Annotated in this window: 17 protein-coding genes and 1 pseudogene; 9 read left to right on the top strand and 9 right to left on the bottom strand. The window is 53.7% G+C overall.

The annotated features are described in order from the left end of the window. Positions 1–67: 67 nt before the first annotated feature. The 3 genes from OGV67_RS13390 to sodC all read left to right on the top strand — a co-directional run bounded on the left by OGV67_RS13390 (position 68) and on the right by sodC (position 1,854). Entirely contained in the window at positions 68–307 is a 240-nt protein-coding gene (locus OGV67_RS13390) for a DUF1289 domain-containing protein (protein ID WP_012132532.1), read from the top strand. 49 nt (positions 308–356) lie between these two features. Next, positions 357–1,253, top strand: a complete 897-nt coding sequence (locus tag OGV67_RS13395; RefSeq protein ID WP_200003685.1) for an aldo/keto reductase — start codon at positions 357–359, stop codon at positions 1,251–1,253. Positions 1,254–1,332: 79 nt separating this feature from the next. After that, positions 1,333–1,854: a superoxide dismutase [Cu-Zn] SodC gene (sodC, locus tag OGV67_RS13400; protein ID WP_012132530.1), complete on the top strand. Its 522-nt coding sequence runs from the start codon at positions 1,333–1,335 to the stop codon at positions 1,852–1,854. Here the strand turns inward: sodC and OGV67_RS13405 are convergent. The 3 genes and pseudogenes from OGV67_RS13405 to OGV67_RS13415 all read right to left on the bottom strand — a co-directional run bounded on the left by OGV67_RS13405 (position 1,830) and on the right by OGV67_RS13415 (position 4,969). Continuing rightward, positions 1,830–3,870: pseudogene (locus OGV67_RS13405) on the bottom strand (FUSC family protein). The gene sodC and the pseudogene OGV67_RS13405 sit on opposite strands and share 25 nt — an antisense overlap. Further along, positions 3,870–4,730: an efflux RND transporter periplasmic adaptor subunit gene (locus OGV67_RS13410; RefSeq protein WP_115609337.1), complete on the bottom strand. Its 861-nt coding sequence runs from the start codon at positions 4,728–4,730 to the stop codon at positions 3,870–3,872. The pseudogene OGV67_RS13405 and the gene OGV67_RS13410 overlap by 1 nt, the downstream one beginning before the upstream one ends. A gap of 2 nt (positions 4,731–4,732) precedes the next feature. Beyond that, a complete protein-coding gene (locus OGV67_RS13415) occupies positions 4,733–4,969 on the bottom strand; it encodes a DUF1656 domain-containing protein (protein ID WP_012132527.1) in 237 nt (78 codons plus the stop codon). A gap of 194 nt (positions 4,970–5,163) precedes the next feature. Here OGV67_RS13415 and slyA point away from each other — a divergent pair, with 194 nt between their 5' ends. Then, the gene (slyA, locus tag OGV67_RS13420; protein WP_012132526.1) at positions 5,164–5,604 is read left to right on the top strand and encodes a transcriptional regulator SlyA; all 441 of its coding nucleotides are present in this window, start codon (positions 5,164–5,166) and stop codon (positions 5,602–5,604) included. Positions 5,605–5,652: 48 nt separating this feature from the next. On the opposite strand, the gene slyB is transcribed toward slyA, so the two are convergent. Beyond that, positions 5,653–6,120 carry an outer membrane lipoprotein SlyB gene (gene slyB, locus OGV67_RS13425; protein ID WP_012132525.1) on the bottom strand — a complete coding sequence of 156 codons (468 nt, stop codon included), beginning with the start codon at positions 6,118–6,120 and terminating at the stop codon, positions 5,653–5,655. Positions 6,121–6,403: 283 nt separating this feature from the next. Here slyB and anmK point away from each other — a divergent pair, with 283 nt between their 5' ends. The 5 genes from anmK (at position 6,404) to pdxY (ending at position 10,979) form a co-directional block, all read left to right on the top strand. Next, positions 6,404–7,525 (top strand): anhydro-N-acetylmuramic acid kinase, encoded by a 1,122-nt coding sequence (gene anmK, locus OGV67_RS13430; protein WP_058669075.1) that lies wholly within the window; start codon positions 6,404–6,406, stop codon positions 7,523–7,525. An 86-nt stretch (positions 7,526–7,611) separates the two neighbouring features. Continuing rightward, positions 7,612–7,941 (top strand): C-type lysozyme inhibitor, encoded by a 330-nt coding sequence (gene mliC, locus OGV67_RS13435; RefSeq protein WP_012132523.1) that lies wholly within the window; start codon positions 7,612–7,614, stop codon positions 7,939–7,941. 58 nt (positions 7,942–7,999) lie between these two features. Next, positions 8,000–8,656 (top strand): pyridoxamine 5'-phosphate oxidase, encoded by a 657-nt coding sequence (pdxH, locus tag OGV67_RS13440; RefSeq protein WP_012132522.1) that lies wholly within the window; start codon positions 8,000–8,002, stop codon positions 8,654–8,656. 126 nt (positions 8,657–8,782) lie between these two features. Then, positions 8,783–10,057: a tyrosine--tRNA ligase gene (gene tyrS, locus OGV67_RS13445; RefSeq protein ID WP_047457251.1), complete on the top strand. Its 1,275-nt coding sequence runs from the start codon at positions 8,783–8,785 to the stop codon at positions 10,055–10,057. A 61-nt stretch (positions 10,058–10,118) separates the two neighbouring features. Further along, positions 10,119–10,979, top strand: a complete 861-nt coding sequence (gene pdxY, locus OGV67_RS13450; RefSeq protein ID WP_286465623.1) for a pyridoxal kinase PdxY — start codon at positions 10,119–10,121, stop codon at positions 10,977–10,979. 253 nt (positions 10,980–11,232) lie between these two features. Here pdxY and gstA read toward each other — a convergent pair whose 3' ends face one another. The 5 genes from gstA to rsxG all read right to left on the bottom strand — a co-directional run bounded on the left by gstA (position 11,233) and on the right by rsxG (position 16,011). After that, positions 11,233–11,838, bottom strand: a complete 606-nt coding sequence (gstA, locus tag OGV67_RS13455; RefSeq protein ID WP_049008483.1) for a glutathione transferase GstA — start codon at positions 11,836–11,838, stop codon at positions 11,233–11,235. Positions 11,839–11,942: 104 nt separating this feature from the next. Continuing rightward, positions 11,943–13,448 carry a dipeptide/tripeptide permease DtpA gene (gene dtpA / locus OGV67_RS13460; protein ID WP_024130362.1) on the bottom strand — a complete coding sequence of 502 codons (1,506 nt, stop codon included), beginning with the start codon at positions 13,446–13,448 and terminating at the stop codon, positions 11,943–11,945. A gap of 611 nt (positions 13,449–14,059) precedes the next feature. Continuing rightward, a complete protein-coding gene (gene nth / locus OGV67_RS13465) occupies positions 14,060–14,695 on the bottom strand; it encodes an endonuclease III (protein WP_115614822.1) in 636 nt (211 codons plus the stop codon). Further along, positions 14,695–15,387: an electron transport complex subunit E gene (locus OGV67_RS13470; RefSeq protein WP_012132516.1), complete on the bottom strand. Its 693-nt coding sequence runs from the start codon at positions 15,385–15,387 to the stop codon at positions 14,695–14,697. The genes nth and OGV67_RS13470 overlap by 1 nt, the downstream gene beginning before the upstream one ends. Before the next feature lie 3 nt (positions 15,388–15,390). Next, positions 15,391–16,011: an electron transport complex subunit RsxG gene (gene rsxG / locus OGV67_RS13475; RefSeq protein WP_071258158.1), complete on the bottom strand. Its 621-nt coding sequence runs from the start codon at positions 16,009–16,011 to the stop codon at positions 15,391–15,393. Positions 16,012–16,016: the final 5 nt, after the last annotated feature.

The following is a 16,016-nucleotide window of genomic DNA, read 5'->3' on the forward strand; positions in this document are numbered from 1 at the left end:
AAGTCAGGTTGCCAGAAAGCCAGTTAGCGTCTTCAATAAGCATAAGTGCTTTCGTTGAGGAGAGAGTGTGGCCGAGCAGTTAGAGTTTTTTCCCGTTCCAAGCCCGTGCCGGGGGATCTGTCAGTCGGATGAGCGCGGATTTTGTCGCGGCTGTCTGCGCAGTCGGGATGAGCGTTTCAACTGGCAAAAAATGAGCGACGCCGAGAAGCAGGACGTGTTGCGGCTTTGTCGTCAGCGTCTTATGCGCAAATTACGCGCAAACAAACCGAACCCGCAGGAAGAACCTCAACAACCCTCACTCTTTTGAAACCGTAATTGCGTATACTCGCTAAACATCTATATATGAGGAAGCGGTTATGGTTCAGCGTATCACTATTGCCCCGCAAGGCCCGGAATTTTCGCGCTTCGTGATGGGTTACTGGCGTCTGATGGACTGGAATATGTCTGCGCGTCAGCTGGTCAGCTTTATTGAAGAGCATCTTGATTTGGGCGTCACGACCGTTGACCATGCGGATATCTACGGCGGTTATCAATGTGAGGCCGCGTTTGGCGAAGCGTTGAAACTGGCGCCGCACCTGCGTGAGCGGATGCAGATCGTAACGAAGTGTGGTATCGCCACGACCGCCCGGGCTGAAAATGTACTCGGCCATTACATCACTGACCGCGACCACATTATCGCCAGCGCTGAGCAGTCCCTGAAAAATCTGGCGACCGACCGTCTTGATCTGCTGCTCATCCATCGTCCCGACCCGTTAATGGATGCGGACGACGTCGCGGAAGCATTCCAGCATCTCCACCAGAGCGGAAAAGTGCGCCACTTTGGCGTCTCTAACTTTACCCCGGCCCAGTTTACGCTGCTGCAATCGCGTCTGCCGTTTACCCTTGCCACGAACCAGGTTGAGATTTCACCGGTTCATCAGCCACTGCTACTGGACGGCACGCTGGATCAGCTACAGCAACTGCGTATTCGACCGATGGCGTGGTCCTGTCTTGGCGGCGGTCGTCTGTTTAATGATGATGAATTCGCGCCGCTGCGCAACGAACTTGCTGCGATTGCGGAAGAGCTGAACGCGACCACGATTGAGCAGGTGGTATATGCGTGGATTTTACGCCTGCCGTCTCAGCCGTTGCCGATTATCGGCTCCGGTAAAATTGAGCGCGTACGCGCAGCGATTGAGGCAGAGTCTCTGACGATGTCGCGTCAGCAATGGTTCCGTATCCGCAAGGCGGCGCTAGGTTACGACGTGCCGTAATGCTCCGTTTTCGGCTTTCCGTTCAAAATTGTGTCACTGGTTTACACTTAACCGGGTAAACACATTTGACGGAGGTCTTATGAAGCGTTTGAGTCTGGCAATGTTAACCCTGCTGGCCTGTGCGGGTGCACAGGCCGCCAGTGAAGAAGTGACGATGAATCTGGTGACTTCGCAAGGCGTCGGGCAGTCGATTGGCAGCGTAACTATTGCCGAAACGGATAAAGGGCTGGAGTTTACTCCCGATCTGAAAGCGCTGCCGCCGGGTGAGCATGGTTTTCATATCCATGCTAACGGCAGTTGCCAGCCTGCGATTAAAGAGGGTAAAGCCTCGGCGGCAGAAGCGGCGGGCGGGCATTTCGACCCGCACAATACCGGGAAGCACGAGGGGCCGGAAGGCGCCGGGCATATGGGCGATCTTCCCGTGCTGGTGGTCAATAATGACGGGATAGCCACCACGCCTGTTACTGCGCCGCGCCTGAAATCTCTTGATGAAATCAAAGATAAAGCGCTGATGATCCACGTCGGCGGCGATAACATGTCCGATCAGCCGAAACCGCTTGGCGGTGGTGGCGAGCGTTACGCCTGCGGCGTCATCAAATAGTCAGGATGTCAGTGAACCCTGCGGCGGCGCTTGCTCAAGCTGCGACAGCGAGCAGTGTAATCGCCAGATGAGCGCCGCCAGTTCCTGAGCCGCAGGTTGATGATGATGCGACAGCGCGTTGCAAATACGCTGTAGCTCCTGGAGCGTGGTCGCCAGCGGCCGTTGCTGCACGCCGCGCTCGCTCATCACGTCGCGCAACAAGGCAATACAGATATCCCGGACGCGCGAAAGCGGGTCGGAGCGGGTTTCCCAGGCACGCAGTTGCCACACCACATGTGAACAATTCAGCAGTACCACTCCCCAGCGTAACAGCCAGCGTCGCGCCAGCGCATCCTGGCTATTGCTGAGTTGACTGACGTGATGATAGGTCAGCGATTCAAACTCATTCTCGCTGTGTGATGGATGACGACTGAGCTGATCGACAAAATCTCTGCGCAATGCGCGGATATGGCGACGGCTTTTGCGGGCATCCGAACCCGGACGCAGGATCGCAAACGCCAGCCACGACAGCGCGACCCCGGCAATTTTAGCCGTATTGTCATTAAGAAAATCAGCAAAGTCATACACGGGGGGATTGGTGACGGCGATAAACGATCCCATAAAAACGATCAACTGCCCCCAAAGCCCGGCGAGTTTCGGCATTTGCAGCTTCAGCAGTTGCATCGTGGCCAGCAAAGGAAACAGAAACAGAAAAAACTGCCAGAGATCGGTTATCTGCACCATCAAACCGAATTTGACGACGAAGCTGAACAACGAGAGCAGAATCAGCGTGCGCATCAATAAAGAGAGTGATTTAAACGGCGTGGCGACGGCGGAATAGAGTACGCAGCTGATGGCCGCCAGCGTTAACGCCCCTGAACCGGATTCCCATTGTGAACCGATACTCCACGCGCCAATCACCATGAGGGTGGTAAATGTGCGCAATCCGCTCCATATCGCTTCGGCGTTGTCCGTATGGCGAGCCAGACCGGGGCTGTGCGTTACTTTGATCTCATCGACTGCGGCGCCGTTTTCCAGCAACCGTAGCTGATGGCTGTTGTGTAAGTAGAGCTGGCAGAAATAGCGCAATCGCTGCCAGAAGGCGACGTGGCGGTAATCCTGTCGGTTTTTCGGATGTAGCGGGGCAATAATGCGCGCGACGGTATAACTGTCGGTACGCGGATTAGCCAGCGCGGTCAACAGTTGTTCAATCACATCGCGGGTCTGCTCCGGCGGGTTGGGCCAGTTCAGCAACATCCTGCGGAGGCTGGAAATGACGCTGGTCAGGCGAAGCTGCTGATGCAGCAGAGCGTTAAGCAGCGCGTTCTGGCGACGAAAACGGTAGTGACTCCAGAATGCCTGAATGCGCAGCAGGTTCATCGTCAGAATTTGGCCGATAACCCCTTCATGGGCAGAACGTATCGCATCGGTGGTTTCCGGCTGCCAGAGCAGGCTGGCGTGCTCCAGCAACCGTGCGTGCATATTTTTCAGCGCGGTCAACAGCGCCGTGCCGTCAGAGGTGCTGGGGAGGATCATCATCATCATGCCGCCGCAAAGAATACCGACGATCACCTCGCAGACCCTGGCCTGGGCGATATCCCACAACTGAGTGACCTCGATGATGTTGACCATGGGAAAGGCGATGATGGCGGCCGTGTAACCCGCCAGCTGGAAGGCGTAGGCGACGTTATTGGTGAAATGGGCGCAGGCCCAGGTGCAAAAGCCAATCCAGGCCGCCATGCTTAATAAAAAGAGCCAGGGTTCGTTTAGCGTGTGACCTGCGATGATGAGCGCGGCGGTGGCGCCAAGTAAACTCCCGGCAATACGCCCCAGACTTTTACTGATCACGCCGCCTACCGTCGGAAAACTTACCACGGCGGCAGAGGTCATCGCCCAGTATGGCTCATCCAGGTTGATGTAGTAGGCGAACGTCAGCGCCAGGCACATGGCGAGGGTATTGCGCAATGCATAGCGCCATTGCCCAGAGGTTGCTTTGAACCAGGGCGTATCGCGCCAGGTCAGGTGAGGGAGCTTCATTAGCGCTGACCGATAGCCACGCTGCATGTTGTGCCCGAAACCAGCGTGACATCATGGGGTAACGCATCAAATTCGATACGCACCGGCACGCGCTGCGCCAGACGAACCCAGGGAACGTTAGGTTTAATGTCAGGGACCAGGCCGGAATCGCTCTCCACGCTTTGATCATAAATCGCCCGGCCAATACTGGATACGTGACCCTGTAACTTTACGTTGCCGCTGTAGAGGGTGATCTGCGCCGGAGCGCCTTCGCGAATATGGCGCAGTTTCGTCTCTTCGAAATATCCCATGACGTAGAACGAGTGGCTGTCGACCAGCGCAAACAGCGGTTGGCCGGTGGAGGCGTAATCCCCCGTGCGCGTTGAGAGGTTTGTCACCCAGCCCGCGACCGGCGCGCGAACGTCGGTCTGGGCTAATTGCCATTGCGCCTGTTTTAATGACGCTTCCGCCGCTTCGACGCTGGCCTGCATCGCTTTAACGTTCAGGTTTGCGGTGTCCATATCTTCGGCAGAGATGTAATTTTGTGATAAATGGCGACGCCGGTTGGCTTCATTATTGGCTTTCGCTAAATCGGAGCGGGCTTTAGCCAGTTCTGCCTGCGCATTAAGCTCAGCGATGTGAAAAGGGGTCTTATCGATAGAAAAGAGCAGATCGCCTGCATTCACGAACTGGTTATCTTTTATATTGAGTTTGGTGATGCTGCCGGAGACCTGAGGCGTAATGCTCACCTGTTCCGCCCGTACTTTACCGTCGCGCGTCCACGGAGACTGCATGTAGTAATTCCATAGCCACCAACCGGCCAGAACCGCGATGGCCGCAACCACAATCGTTGAAAAGTATTTCATTGTTTTAAGCGACATAATCACCACGCAATCAGCAAAATAAGGCTCAGGCACACGCAAAGTGCAAATATCGACAGATCCATCAGCAGGGGGTGCCAGATTTCACCCGAGTAAATCCAGTCGCGTAGCAGGCGATGCGCCAGCAGCCAGATAACAAATCCAAGCGCGAATGCTTTGAAAAGCGGAGGGAAATAGACAGATGCGCCGATCACCAGATCTTGTAGGGGCAATCCTGTTGCAGTGGGTATAAACGTCACAAGCAAGAATCCTTTGCGTTAAACAGCGTTGCTATAGGTTTAGTAAAAACCGAGGTACAGCACGTCTTTTCCGCATAATGTCTGAAAAAATGTCTACCTGTAAGCAAATTTAGCAATACATTTGTTTTGAGCATATAAATGCTGCACACTATTCTAAAATCAGTATAATATCTTAGCAAGCTAATTATAAGGAGATGAAATTGGAATCGCCACTAGGTTCTGATCTGGCACGGTTGGTGCGCATTTGGCGTGCTCTGATTGACCATCGCCTGAAACCTCTGGAGTTGACGCAGACACACTGGGTAACGCTGCATAATATTCACCAACTTCCGCCGGATCAGTCGCAAATACAGTTAGCCAAAGCGATTGGCATTGAACAACCGTCTCTGGTGCGTACGCTGGATCAGCTTGAAGACAAAGGGCTTATCTCACGACAAACCTGCGCCAGCGATCGTCGCGCCAAGCGAATTAAGCTGACGGAGAAGGCGGAACCGCTCATCACAGAGATGGAAGCCGTGATCAATAAAACGCGTGGAGAGATTCTGGAAGGGATTTCGCCGCAGGAACTTGAGCTGTTAATTAAGCTGATTGCGAAACTTGAGCACAATATTATTGAGTTGCAGTCTCAGAACTAAGAGCAGAAGAAAGGCGTGTGGCCAGAGGCTGACCACACGTCTGTTGGATTAGCGCGGAGAAACAGTAACCTGGCTGCCGTTGCTGGCCAGAACAACACGCTGACCTGCGGAGAAACGGGTATCGCCCTGTTTCTGTACCACCATAATGGTGTTGCCGTCATCCTTACGGATTTCCAGTTCCACACCCTGAGTTTTGTTCATCGCGCCCTGGACGCCTTGTCCCGCTACGCCGCCAGCGACTGCGCCAGCGGCCGTCGCCAGTGAACGACCCGTCCCGCCACCGATGGTATTACCGAGGAAACCACCGAGCACTGCACCACCGATAGCGCCGATCACGTTGGAGTCATCACCGCCCTGGATTTGCACCGGACGGACGTTAACGACAGTGCCGTATGTGACATTCTGCACTTGTTTCGCCTCGGACGCGGTATAGACATCACCGGACAGGCTATCGTTATTCACACAACCCGCTAAAGATAAGCCCATCAGTGAAACGATCAGCACACGTTTAATCATCTATAAATCTCCTGTTCACCATGAAACGCCACAAAGCATCCCTCATGGTTAAATTATATGGCATATACGACCGTAAAGGCACATGTTCTGCTGGAACAATGTGAAAATCATAATCAGATTTGGGTTAACCAAGTATAAACGAATCATCCATGAGATTTATCAGAACAGAGTGTCAGCGTCTGCATCGAAGGGTAAAAATGCTTAATGAAGCATGGTATTAGCGGAAACTTTGTGGTTGAGTGGTAACGCTAAAATCATGCTTAACACGCTAAAAGGAAGATGTATGAAATCGGGCCGTTTTATCGGCGTTATGTCTGGAACCAGCCTTGATGGCGTCGATGTTGTGCTGGCGGCAATTGATGAAACGATGGTCGCACAGCAGGCGAGCCTGACCTGGCCCATCCCCGTTCATCTTAAACAAGCCATTCTGGATATTTGCCAGGGGCAACAACTCACGCTTTCCCAGTTTGGCCAGTTGGATACGCAGCTCGGGCAGCTTTTTGCCGACGCGGTGAACGCGCTACTGGCGCAGGAAAAACTGCGGCCGCGGGATATTGTCGCCATCGGCTGTCATGGTCAGACGGTCTGGCATGAACCTACCGGCGCTGCGCCGCATACCTTACAAATCGGTGATAACAACCAAATTGTCGCGCGAACCGGGATAACGGTTGTCGGTGATTTTCGTCGTCGCGATATTGCGCTGGGCGGGCAAGGCGCGCCGCTGGTTCCCGCGTTTCACCAGGCGTTGCTGGCGCACCCGACAGAGCGTCGGATGGTGCTGAACATTGGCGGTATCGCCAACCTGTCTTTGCTCATACCGGGTCAACCGGTAAGAGGGTACGATACCGGGCCAGGCAATATGCTCATGGATGCCTGGATCTGGCGGCAGTGCGCTAAGCCTTATGATAAAGACGCGCAATGGGCCAGCGAAGGGAAAGTGATAATTCCGCTGCTGCAAAATATGTTGAGCGATCCCTATTTTTCAGCGCCCGCGCCGAAAAGCACCGGGCGTGAGTATTTCAACTATGGCTGGATAGAACGCCACCTTTCGGCCTTTCCTGGCCTCGCTCCCCGCGATATTCAGGCAACGCTGGCTGAGCTGACCGCGGTGACAATTTCTGAACAGGTTCTGTTAAGCGGCGGCTGCGAGCGGCTGATGGTGTGCGGCGGCGGGAGTCGTAACCCTTTGCTGATGGCGCGTCTGGCCGGGTTGCTGCCGGGTACGGAAGTTACCAGCACGGATGAAGCCGGGATCAGTGGCGATGATATGGAAGCGCTGGCGTTTGCCTGGCTGGCGTGGCGCACGCTCGCCGGGTTGCCGGGGAACCTCCCTTCGGTGACGGGGGCCACAGAATCCAGCATTCTGGGGGCCATTTTCCCGGCGAACCCGCGAACTCAGAGTTAACTGAATTTTTCCGGGCCTGTCTGCCGTTAAACTGAAAGGGTTAGGAAGGGCGTATTTGCCCTTCGGACCAGGAAAGTCTTCGGGATATGTCTATGAAAAAACTGCTCATTGTATGTCTGCCTGTGCTCCTGAGCGGTTGTAGCGTCTACAACCAATTGCTTGAGCGTATGCAAACGGACACGCTGGAATATCAGTGTGATGAAAAACCGCTTACCGTAAAAATGAACAATACCCGGCAAGAGGTGAATTTTGTTTACGACAATAAACTGCTGAACCTCAAACAGGGCATGTCTGCGTCGGGAGCACGTTACACGGACGGCATCTACGTCTTTTGGTCAAAAGGCGATGGCGCAACGGTCTATAAACGCGACAGAATTGTGCTGAATAACTGCCAGTTACAAAACCCGAAGCGTTGAGATTTTCACCTGGGCGGCGCACAATAGCGCCACCCACTGACAATCCGTAGCGAACACCATGTCTGATAACGACGAATTGCAGCAAATCGCGCATCTGCGCCGTGAATACACCAGAGGCGGCCTGCGTCGCAACGATCTTCCCGCTGAACCGTTAACCCTTTTCGAACGCTGGCTGGGTCAGGCATGTGATGCCAGACTGGCGGACCCGACCGCGATGGTGGTCGCCACCGTCGATGAAAACGGTCAGCCTTATCAACGCATTGTGCTGCTTAAACATTACGATGAAAAAGGGATGGTGTTTTACACCAACCTGGGCAGCCGTAAGGCGCATCACCTCGAAAATAATCCGCGCATCAGTCTGTTGTTCCCGTGGCATATGCTGGAACGGCAGGTGATGGTGACTGGCAAAGCGGAACGCCTTTCCACGCTTGAAGTGGTGAAATACTTCCACAGCCGCCCGCGCGACAGCCAGATTGGCGCCTGGGTGTCTAAACAATCCAGCCGAATCTCTGCGCGCGGCATTCTGGAAAGCAAATTCCTTGAGCTGAAGCAGAAGTTCCAGCAAGGGGAAGTCCCGTTGCCCAGCTTCTGGGGCGGATTCCGTGTCAATATTGAACAGATGGAGTTCTGGCAGGGCGGCGAACACCGTTTACACGACCGCTTTTTATACCAGCGCGAAAACAACGCGTGGAAAATTGACCGGCTTGCTCCTTAAACCCCGAAATTTGTTGTGTTAAGCGCTAGCGCTGCGTGCGTCAGCGCTTTATTCTATATACCTTTCGCGTCTGGCGAAAAGTCGTGTACCGGCAAAGGTGCAGTCGTTTTATACATGGAGATTTTGATGGCAAGCAGTAACTTGATTAAACAATTGCAAGAGCGGGGGCTGGTGGCCCAGGTAACGGACGAGGAAGCGTTAGCAGAGCGACTGGCGCAAGGCCCAATCGCGCTCTATTGCGGCTTCGACCCTACCGCTGACAGCTTGCATTTGGGGCATCTTGTTCCATTGTTATGCCTGAAACGCTTCCAGCAGGCAGGTCACAAGCCTGTTGCGCTGGTAGGCGGCGCGACCGGTCTGATTGGCGACCCGAGCTTTAAAGCCGCTGAGCGTAAACTGAACACCGAAGATACTGTGCAGGAGTGGGTGGATAAAATCCGCAAGCAGGTTGCACCGTTCCTCGATTTTGACTGTGGTGACAATTCCGCCATTGCCGCGAATAACTACGACTGGTTTGGCGGCATGAATGTGCTGACCTTCCTGCGCGACATCGGCAAGCACTTCTCCGTCAATCAGATGATCAACAAAGAAGCGGTGAAGCAACGTCTGAACCGTGACGATCAGGGTATCTCCTTTACCGAGTTCTCCTATAACCTGTTGCAGGGTTATGACTTTGCCTGCCTGAATAAACTGCACGGCGTTACGCTGCAAATCGGCGGCTCTGACCAGTGGGGCAACATCACCTCCGGTATCGATCTGACCCGTCGTCTGCATCAGAACCAGGTGTTCGGTCTGACCGTACCGCTGATCACCAAAGCGGATGGCACCAAGTTCGGTAAAACCGAAGGCGGCGCGGTATGGCTGGATCCGAAAAAGACCAGTCCGTACAAGTTCTACCAGTTCTGGATCAACACCGCAGATGCTGACGTGTACCGCTTCCTGAAATTCTTCACCTTCATGGACATTGCCGAGATCAATGCGCTGGAAGAAGAAGATAAGCACAGCGGTAAAGCGCCGCGTGCCCAGTATGTGCTGGCAGAGCAGGTCACGCGCCTGGTGCATGGCGAAGAAGGTCTGGTTGCGGCGAAACGTATCACTGAAAGCCTGTTCAACGGTAATCTGAGCGATCTCAGCGAAGCCGATTTCGAACAACTGGCTCAGGATGGCGTGCCGATGATCGAGATGGAAAAAGGCGCCGATCTGATGCAGGCGCTGGTGGATTCCGAACTGCAACCGTCTCGTGGTCAGGCACGTAAAACCATCGCCTCTAATGCGGTGACCATCAACGGTGAAAAACAGTCAGACCCGGAATATTTCTTCCAGGACAGCGACATTTTATTCGGGCGCTACACGCTGTTGCGCCGCGGTAAAAAGAATTACTGTCTGATTTGCTGGAAATAATAAAAAGTCAGCAGGGGCGTGGGAAACCACGCCCCTTTATTATTTTAGGGTTATGGTAAACATGAAGAATATCCTCGCCATCCAGTCGCATGTTGTGTTCGGCCATGCGGGCAACAGTGCTGCTGAATTTCCGATGCGCCGCCTTGGCGCGAATGTCTGGCCGCTGAATACCGTTCAGTTTTCTAACCACACGCAGTATGGCAAATGGACCGGTTGCGTTATGCCGCCCGAACATTTGACTGAAATTGTTCAGGGTATTGCGGATATCGATAAACTTCAGACGTGCGATGCGGTTCTTAGCGGCTATCTGGGTTCCGCAGAGCAGGGTGAGCATATTCTGGGGATTGTCCGTAAAGTAAAAGCGGCGAATCCACAGGCGAAATATTTCTGCGATCCGGTTATGGGTCATCCTGAAAAAGGGTGCATCGTGGCGCCTGGCGTCGCTGAGTTCCTCGTTCGCCATGCGCTCCCGGCCAGCGACATTATCGCGCCCAATCTGGTGGAGCTGGAAATTCTCTGTGAACATGCGGTCAATAATGTTAATGAAGCCGTACTGGCTGCCAGGGAGCTGATTGCTGAAGGGCCGCAAGTCGTGCTGGTTAAACATCTCGCCCGGGCAGGATACAGCCCCGACCGCTTTGAGATGTTGCTGGTGACGGCGGATGAAGCCTGGCATATTAGCCGTCCGCTTGTTGATTTCGGGATGTGTCAGCCGGTGGGTGTCGGGGATGTGACCAGCGGTTTGTTGCTGGTAAAACTGTTGCAGGGCGCAACGTTGCAGCAAGCGCTTGAACACGTTACTGCGGCGGTATATGAAATTATGATCGCCACGAAAAATATGCAGGAATACGAGTTGCAGGTGGTGGCCGCGCAGGATCGCATTGCTAAACCTGAACACTATTTCAGCGCGACGCAGCTGTGAGTTTTACCGAAGCGCCCGGTGGCGCTAACGCTTACCGGGCCTACGGGTTGTTCTGTAGGCCGGATTAAGGCGCAGCCGCCATCCGGCAAAGTGCCCGGTGGCGCTAACGCTAACCGGGCCTACGGGTTGTTCTGTAGGCCGGATAAGGCGCAGCCGCCATCCGGCAAAGTGCCAGGTGGCGCTAACGCTAACCGGGCCTACGGGGTGTTCTGTAGGCCGGATAAGGCGTAGCCGCCATCCGGCGCAACAACCATTAGTTCAAACCTTCCGCCTTCAGCGCCGCCGCCACGCAGGGGCGTTCAGCGACCCGCGCCATATAAACGTCGATATGGCTTAATCCTTCCATATTCAGCTTCACCGCTTTCGCCCAACGCAACACGGTAAAAAGGTAGGCATCTGCGATCGTGAAACGCTGGCCGCAAAGACACAGGCCTTCCTGGAGCGCGTCATTCACGTAGTGCAATTTTTTCTCCAGCTGCGCACGGACAATCGGTTTATATTCCTCTGGCGTATCCGGGCGGAAGAGTGGCGTAAAACCTTTGTGCAACTCCGTGGCAATATAGTTGAGCCATTCCAGCGTTTTGTAGCGGGAGATGGTGCCTGTCGGTGCCAACAGCTGACGATCGGGCACGCTATCTGCCAGATATTGCATAATCGCAACGCCTTCGGTCAGTAAGGTGCCATCGTCCAGCAGCAGAGCCGGAACCTGTCCTTTTGGGTTTACCGCGAAATAATCATCGCCGTTTTCCAGACGCTTTTTCGCCAGATCAACGCCATCCAGCGTGAAATCAATACCGCTTTCCCGCAGGGTGATGTGAGAAGCAAGAGAACAGGCGCCCGGTTTGTAGAACAGTTTCATCGGTAACTCCTTTTTGCTGAGGTTTAACGTATGGTAGTGCGGCATCAGGCAAAAAAAAAGCCGCTAACGCACGTTAGCGGCCTGAATATCAGTTTCCCTGAAAATTACGCGGTAGCGGTTTTGGCGGCCTTCGCGTTTTCTTCATCATCCTGAGTCATACGATTCAGTTTCGGCGCGGTGATAAGCATCAGCGCGGCGATAACCGCAGTGGCGACACCGATTTGCAGGAATACGCGACCGTAAACTTCCAGAGACATCAGCGGGTCAGTAACGTTTTCCGGCACCGCCATCATGCCAGCCACGTAGCCACCAATCAGGTTGGCGCCCGCCGTAGTCAGGAACCAGCTACCCATGATGAAGCCCATCAGACGCTGCGGAACCAGCTGGGCAACCATTGCCAGACCCAGGCCGGAGATCATCAGCTCACCGATACTTTGCAGACCGTAGCTGAGGATGAGCCAGTTAACAGACACAATGCCTGCATCTGTAGCGAATTTCGCGCCCAGCGGCAGAACGAGGAACGCGCCAGAGCACAGAACCATACCGATAGCGAATTTAGTCGGCATCGGCAGCGTATCACCCATCTTGTTATAGATGGCCGCCAGAATCGGGCTACCAATGATGATCCAGAACGGGTTCAGCGCCTGATACTGCTCCGGTTCAACCGCGATACCGAGGATTGTGTGTTCAACGTTACGGATTGCGAAGAAGTTCAGTGACGTCGGCATCTGGCTGTACAGCACAAAGAAGATAATCGCTTCCAGCATCAGGATGAATGCGACGATCATTTTACGACGTGCCGCGCCCTGCATCGCGAACGCTTCTTTACCAAAGATAATCACGATACCCAGAGCGATCACGCCCAGAACCATACGTGCAATGCCCTGGTTGTGCAGCAGCCAGGTCGCGATAGCGATCAGCACGATAACGCCTGCGATAGTCGCCAGCAATTTACCGAAATGTACCGCTTCGAAGTCTGGTTTTGAGCCGTAATCTTTAACCCAACTGCGGCAGAACAGGAAGTTAACCACCGTGATGAGCATACCGACGAAGCTCAGGGCAAACGCCACACTCCAGCCGAATTTTGCGGCAAGCCACGGCGTCGCCAGCATAGAGAAGAAGGAACCGATGTTGATGGACATGTAGTACATGGTGAATGCACCGTCCAGACGCGGGTCATCTTTGGCATAGCAGGTCGACAGCAGAGAAGACGGGTTCGCTTTGAACAGACCGTTACCTACGGCGATGGTCGCCATCCCCATATAGACGATCGCAACATCATGACCGGACCAGGCGACCAGGCCATAACCAATCGCCAGTACGATAGCACCCAGCATAATGACGCGTTTGGTGCCCAGAACTTTATCCCCTAACCAGCCGCCAATGGCGACCAGACCATACACCAGGGCGCTAAAGGAAGAGAAAAGGGTGATGGAATCCGCTTCTGACATACCCAGTTGTTTAACCAGGTAGACGGCCATAATTCCTTGCAGGCCGTAATAACCAAAACGCTCCCATAACTCAATAGAGAAAATGAGATAGAACGATTTCGGTTGTTTGAAAGCGTTCAAACTGACGCTTTCAGTTGGTTTATTGTTTGCAGTAGACACTTTTACCTCTTTTTTTACATCCCATATTAACGGGGGTGTTCTGGCGCGTGATGAGTCAAGTTCATCCGTCCGATTGTTATAGTGGGAGGGGAAACGGCAAGTAATGTTCACTATCTTTCCCTTCCATACAAGGGGTTTGTAATATTCTGTTACATATATCTTGCGTGGTGGAATCATCGGGACTGAGAAATGTTATGTAGCGTTAAATTTCTTCATTTGTAAAATGGCAGTTTTTTACACTACAGGGATGGGCGAAAAAGCGGATGGTGGCGATATGTTCTGCTATTTGAGGTTTAAAGTAGTGATATAGGCCATTATCTGAAAAATAGCCAGTGTAATGTTTTGTATTGAAAAGGCATCATCAGGTCATCTGGTTGTAATTTTAACCGTATTTGATAAAAAATTTTACACGAAGTTATCAACGTGATCTGGATCACGTATAGATAGAAATTTCAGTTTCTAAAAAAACGATTAACCTGGTGAAGTGTTAAATCAAAAGAACATTGCATTAAGAAAGCGAAGCGGGCCGGTATCATAGTCGGGTAAACAGGTGAGCCGAAGTGGATAACAAATTGTTATGCGTCGGGGCGTACGGCGTCGCCCCTGGCGCATCAGATATCGACTTTCTCTTTGTATTCGCAAAGATCTTCAATAATGCAGGAGCCGCAGCGTGGTTTACGGGCAATGCAGGTGTAGCGGCCATGCAGAATTAACCAGTGGTGGCAATCGACTTTAAATTCCGCTGGAACGACCTTGAGCAGTTTTTCTTCCACCTGCTCGACGTTTTTACCGGGGGCGAACTGTGTCCGGTTACAGACGCGGAAAATATGCGTATCGACAGCGATAGTTGGCCAGCCAAATGCGGTATTGAGCACCACGTTAGCTGTTTTACGCCCGACGCCGGGCAGCGCTTCCAGAGCCGCCCGATCCTCTGGAACCTTGCCATTGTGCAGTTCAAGCAACATCCGGCAGGTCTTAATCACATTCTCCGCTTTGCTGTTGAACAGGCCGATAGTCTTGATATACGACTTTACGCCCTCGACGCCAAGCTCCAGCATAGCCGCCGGGGTATTGGCGACGGGATAAAGTTTTGCGGTCGCTTTATTCACGCTGACGTCCGTGGCCTGTGCTGACAGCAATACGGCGATGAGTAGCTCAAACGGCGAGGTGAAATTTAACTCCGTTGTGGGGTGTGGATTGTTGTCACGCAGGCGCGTTAATATTTCCAGTCGTTTTGTTTTGTTCATTACACATTCCCTGTTTCACCTGACGGAAGCTCAGCGGCAACGGCTTCGGCGCGGCGTTTTTTCATTTTCTCGTCAATAAGGTACTTCACGGCCAGCATCAGCCCCAGGCCAATAAAAGCGCCGGGCGGCAGCATCGCCAGCAGGAAAGGCGAGTCGGTATGAAAAATCTCCACGCGCAGCACTTTCGCCCAGTCGCCCAGCAGACCGTCAGCGCCATCAAACAACGTGCCATTGCCGATGATTTCACGCATGGAGCCGAGGACAAACATGGCACCGGTCGCCCCCATGCCAATGGAAAAACCGTCCAGCGCGGACAGCGCCGGGCCTTTTTTCGCGGCAAAAGCCTCTGCGCGCCCCACAACGATGCAGTTGGTCACAATCAGTGGAATGAAGATCCCCAGCGACTGATACAAGCCGAAGGCATAAGCGTTGATCAGCATCTGTACTGCACTGACCACGGACGCGATGATCATTACGTAGATTGGGATGCGGATTTCCGCTGGCGTCCAGCGGCGCAGGGCGGAAATTGTCAGGTTGGTCAGCGTCAACACCAGCGTGGTGGCGAGGCCGAGGCCTAATGCGTTCGTGGCGGTGGAGGTCACTGCCAGTAGCGGGCACATGCCAAGCAGCTGTACAAGCGCTGAGTTGTTTTTCCACAAGCCCTGAACGATAACGTCTTTAATTTCGCTCATGGTTTATTCTCCACAGGCGGTAAGTTGAGGAAGTTGCGCCGGTAAGGTCTGCGCGTACAGGCCCGCACGCTTCACCGCGTTGACCACTGCCCGAGGGGTAATGGTTGCGCCGGTAAACTGGTCAAAATCACCGCCGTCTTTTTTCACTGCCCAGTGAGCATCGTTCTCAGCGCCGATCGTCTTCCCGCTGAAGTGGGTGATCCAGTCGGATAAGCGCAGCTCAATTTTATCGCCCAGGCCAGGCGTCTCATGATGTTCTGTCACGCGTGCACCCAGCACAGTGCCGCTGAAATCAGCGCCAACCAGGAGCTGTATGGCGCCAGAATAGCCGTCCGGCGCCGTGGCTTCAAGAATGGCGGCGACGGGCTTATCGTCCTGACGGGCGATATAGATGCGGTGCGTACCTTTGCCCAGCGCCGGAGCATTCACCAGAAAGCAGCTGTCCTGCAAGGTATTATTGTAGCGATCGGCAGGCAGAACCTGATCAAATAACGCTTTTTGCTGGAGAACCGCCTGCTCGGCAATCGTCGATTTAGTGACCAGGTTAATGGCCGCCGTCAGCCCCGTCGAGCCTGCGGCAAACAGCGCCAGCGTGATACCGTGTTTACGAATCGTTTTCAGCATGGGGT

It is taken from the genome of Citrobacter sp. CK188 (assembly GCF_030333525.1).
Taxonomy (GTDB): domain Bacteria; phylum Pseudomonadota; class Gammaproteobacteria; order Enterobacterales; family Enterobacteriaceae; genus Citrobacter_B; species Citrobacter_B koseri.

Bases quoted from the DNA above. Each gene is read 5' to 3' on its own strand.
- OGV67_RS13395 (WP_200003685.1), top strand. From the start codon at position 357: ATGGTTCAGCGTATCACTATTGCCCCGCAAGGCCCGGAATTTTCGCGC.
- sodC (WP_012132530.1), top strand. From the start codon at position 1,333: ATGAAGCGTTTGAGTCTGGCAATGTTAACCCTGCTGGCCTGTGCGGGT.
- OGV67_RS13410 (WP_115609337.1), bottom strand. From the start codon at position 4,730: ATGTCGCTTAAAACAATGAAATACTTTTCAACGATTGTGGTTGCGGCC.
- slyA (WP_012132526.1), top strand. From the start codon at position 5,164: ATGAAATTGGAATCGCCACTAGGTTCTGATCTGGCACGGTTGGTGCGC.
- slyB (WP_012132525.1), bottom strand. From the start codon at position 6,120: ATGATTAAACGTGTGCTGATCGTTTCACTGATGGGCTTATCTTTAGCG.
- anmK (WP_058669075.1), top strand. From the start codon at position 6,404: ATGAAATCGGGCCGTTTTATCGGCGTTATGTCTGGAACCAGCCTTGAT.
- mliC (WP_012132523.1), top strand. From the start codon at position 7,612: ATGTCTATGAAAAAACTGCTCATTGTATGTCTGCCTGTGCTCCTGAGC.
- pdxH (WP_012132522.1), top strand. From the start codon at position 8,000: ATGTCTGATAACGACGAATTGCAGCAAATCGCGCATCTGCGCCGTGAA.
- tyrS (WP_047457251.1), top strand. From the start codon at position 8,783: ATGGCAAGCAGTAACTTGATTAAACAATTGCAAGAGCGGGGGCTGGTG.
- pdxY (WP_286465623.1), top strand. From the start codon at position 10,119: ATGAAGAATATCCTCGCCATCCAGTCGCATGTTGTGTTCGGCCATGCG.
- gstA (WP_049008483.1), bottom strand. From the start codon at position 11,838: ATGAAACTGTTCTACAAACCGGGCGCCTGTTCTCTTGCTTCTCACATC.
- nth (WP_115614822.1), bottom strand. From the start codon at position 14,695: ATGAACAAAACAAAACGACTGGAAATATTAACGCGCCTGCGTGACAAC.
- OGV67_RS13470 (WP_012132516.1), bottom strand. From the start codon at position 15,387: ATGAGCGAAATTAAAGACGTTATCGTTCAGGGCTTGTGGAAAAACAAC.
- rsxG (WP_071258158.1), bottom strand. From the start codon at position 16,011: ATGCTGAAAACGATTCGTAAACACGGTATCACGCTGGCGCTGTTTGCC.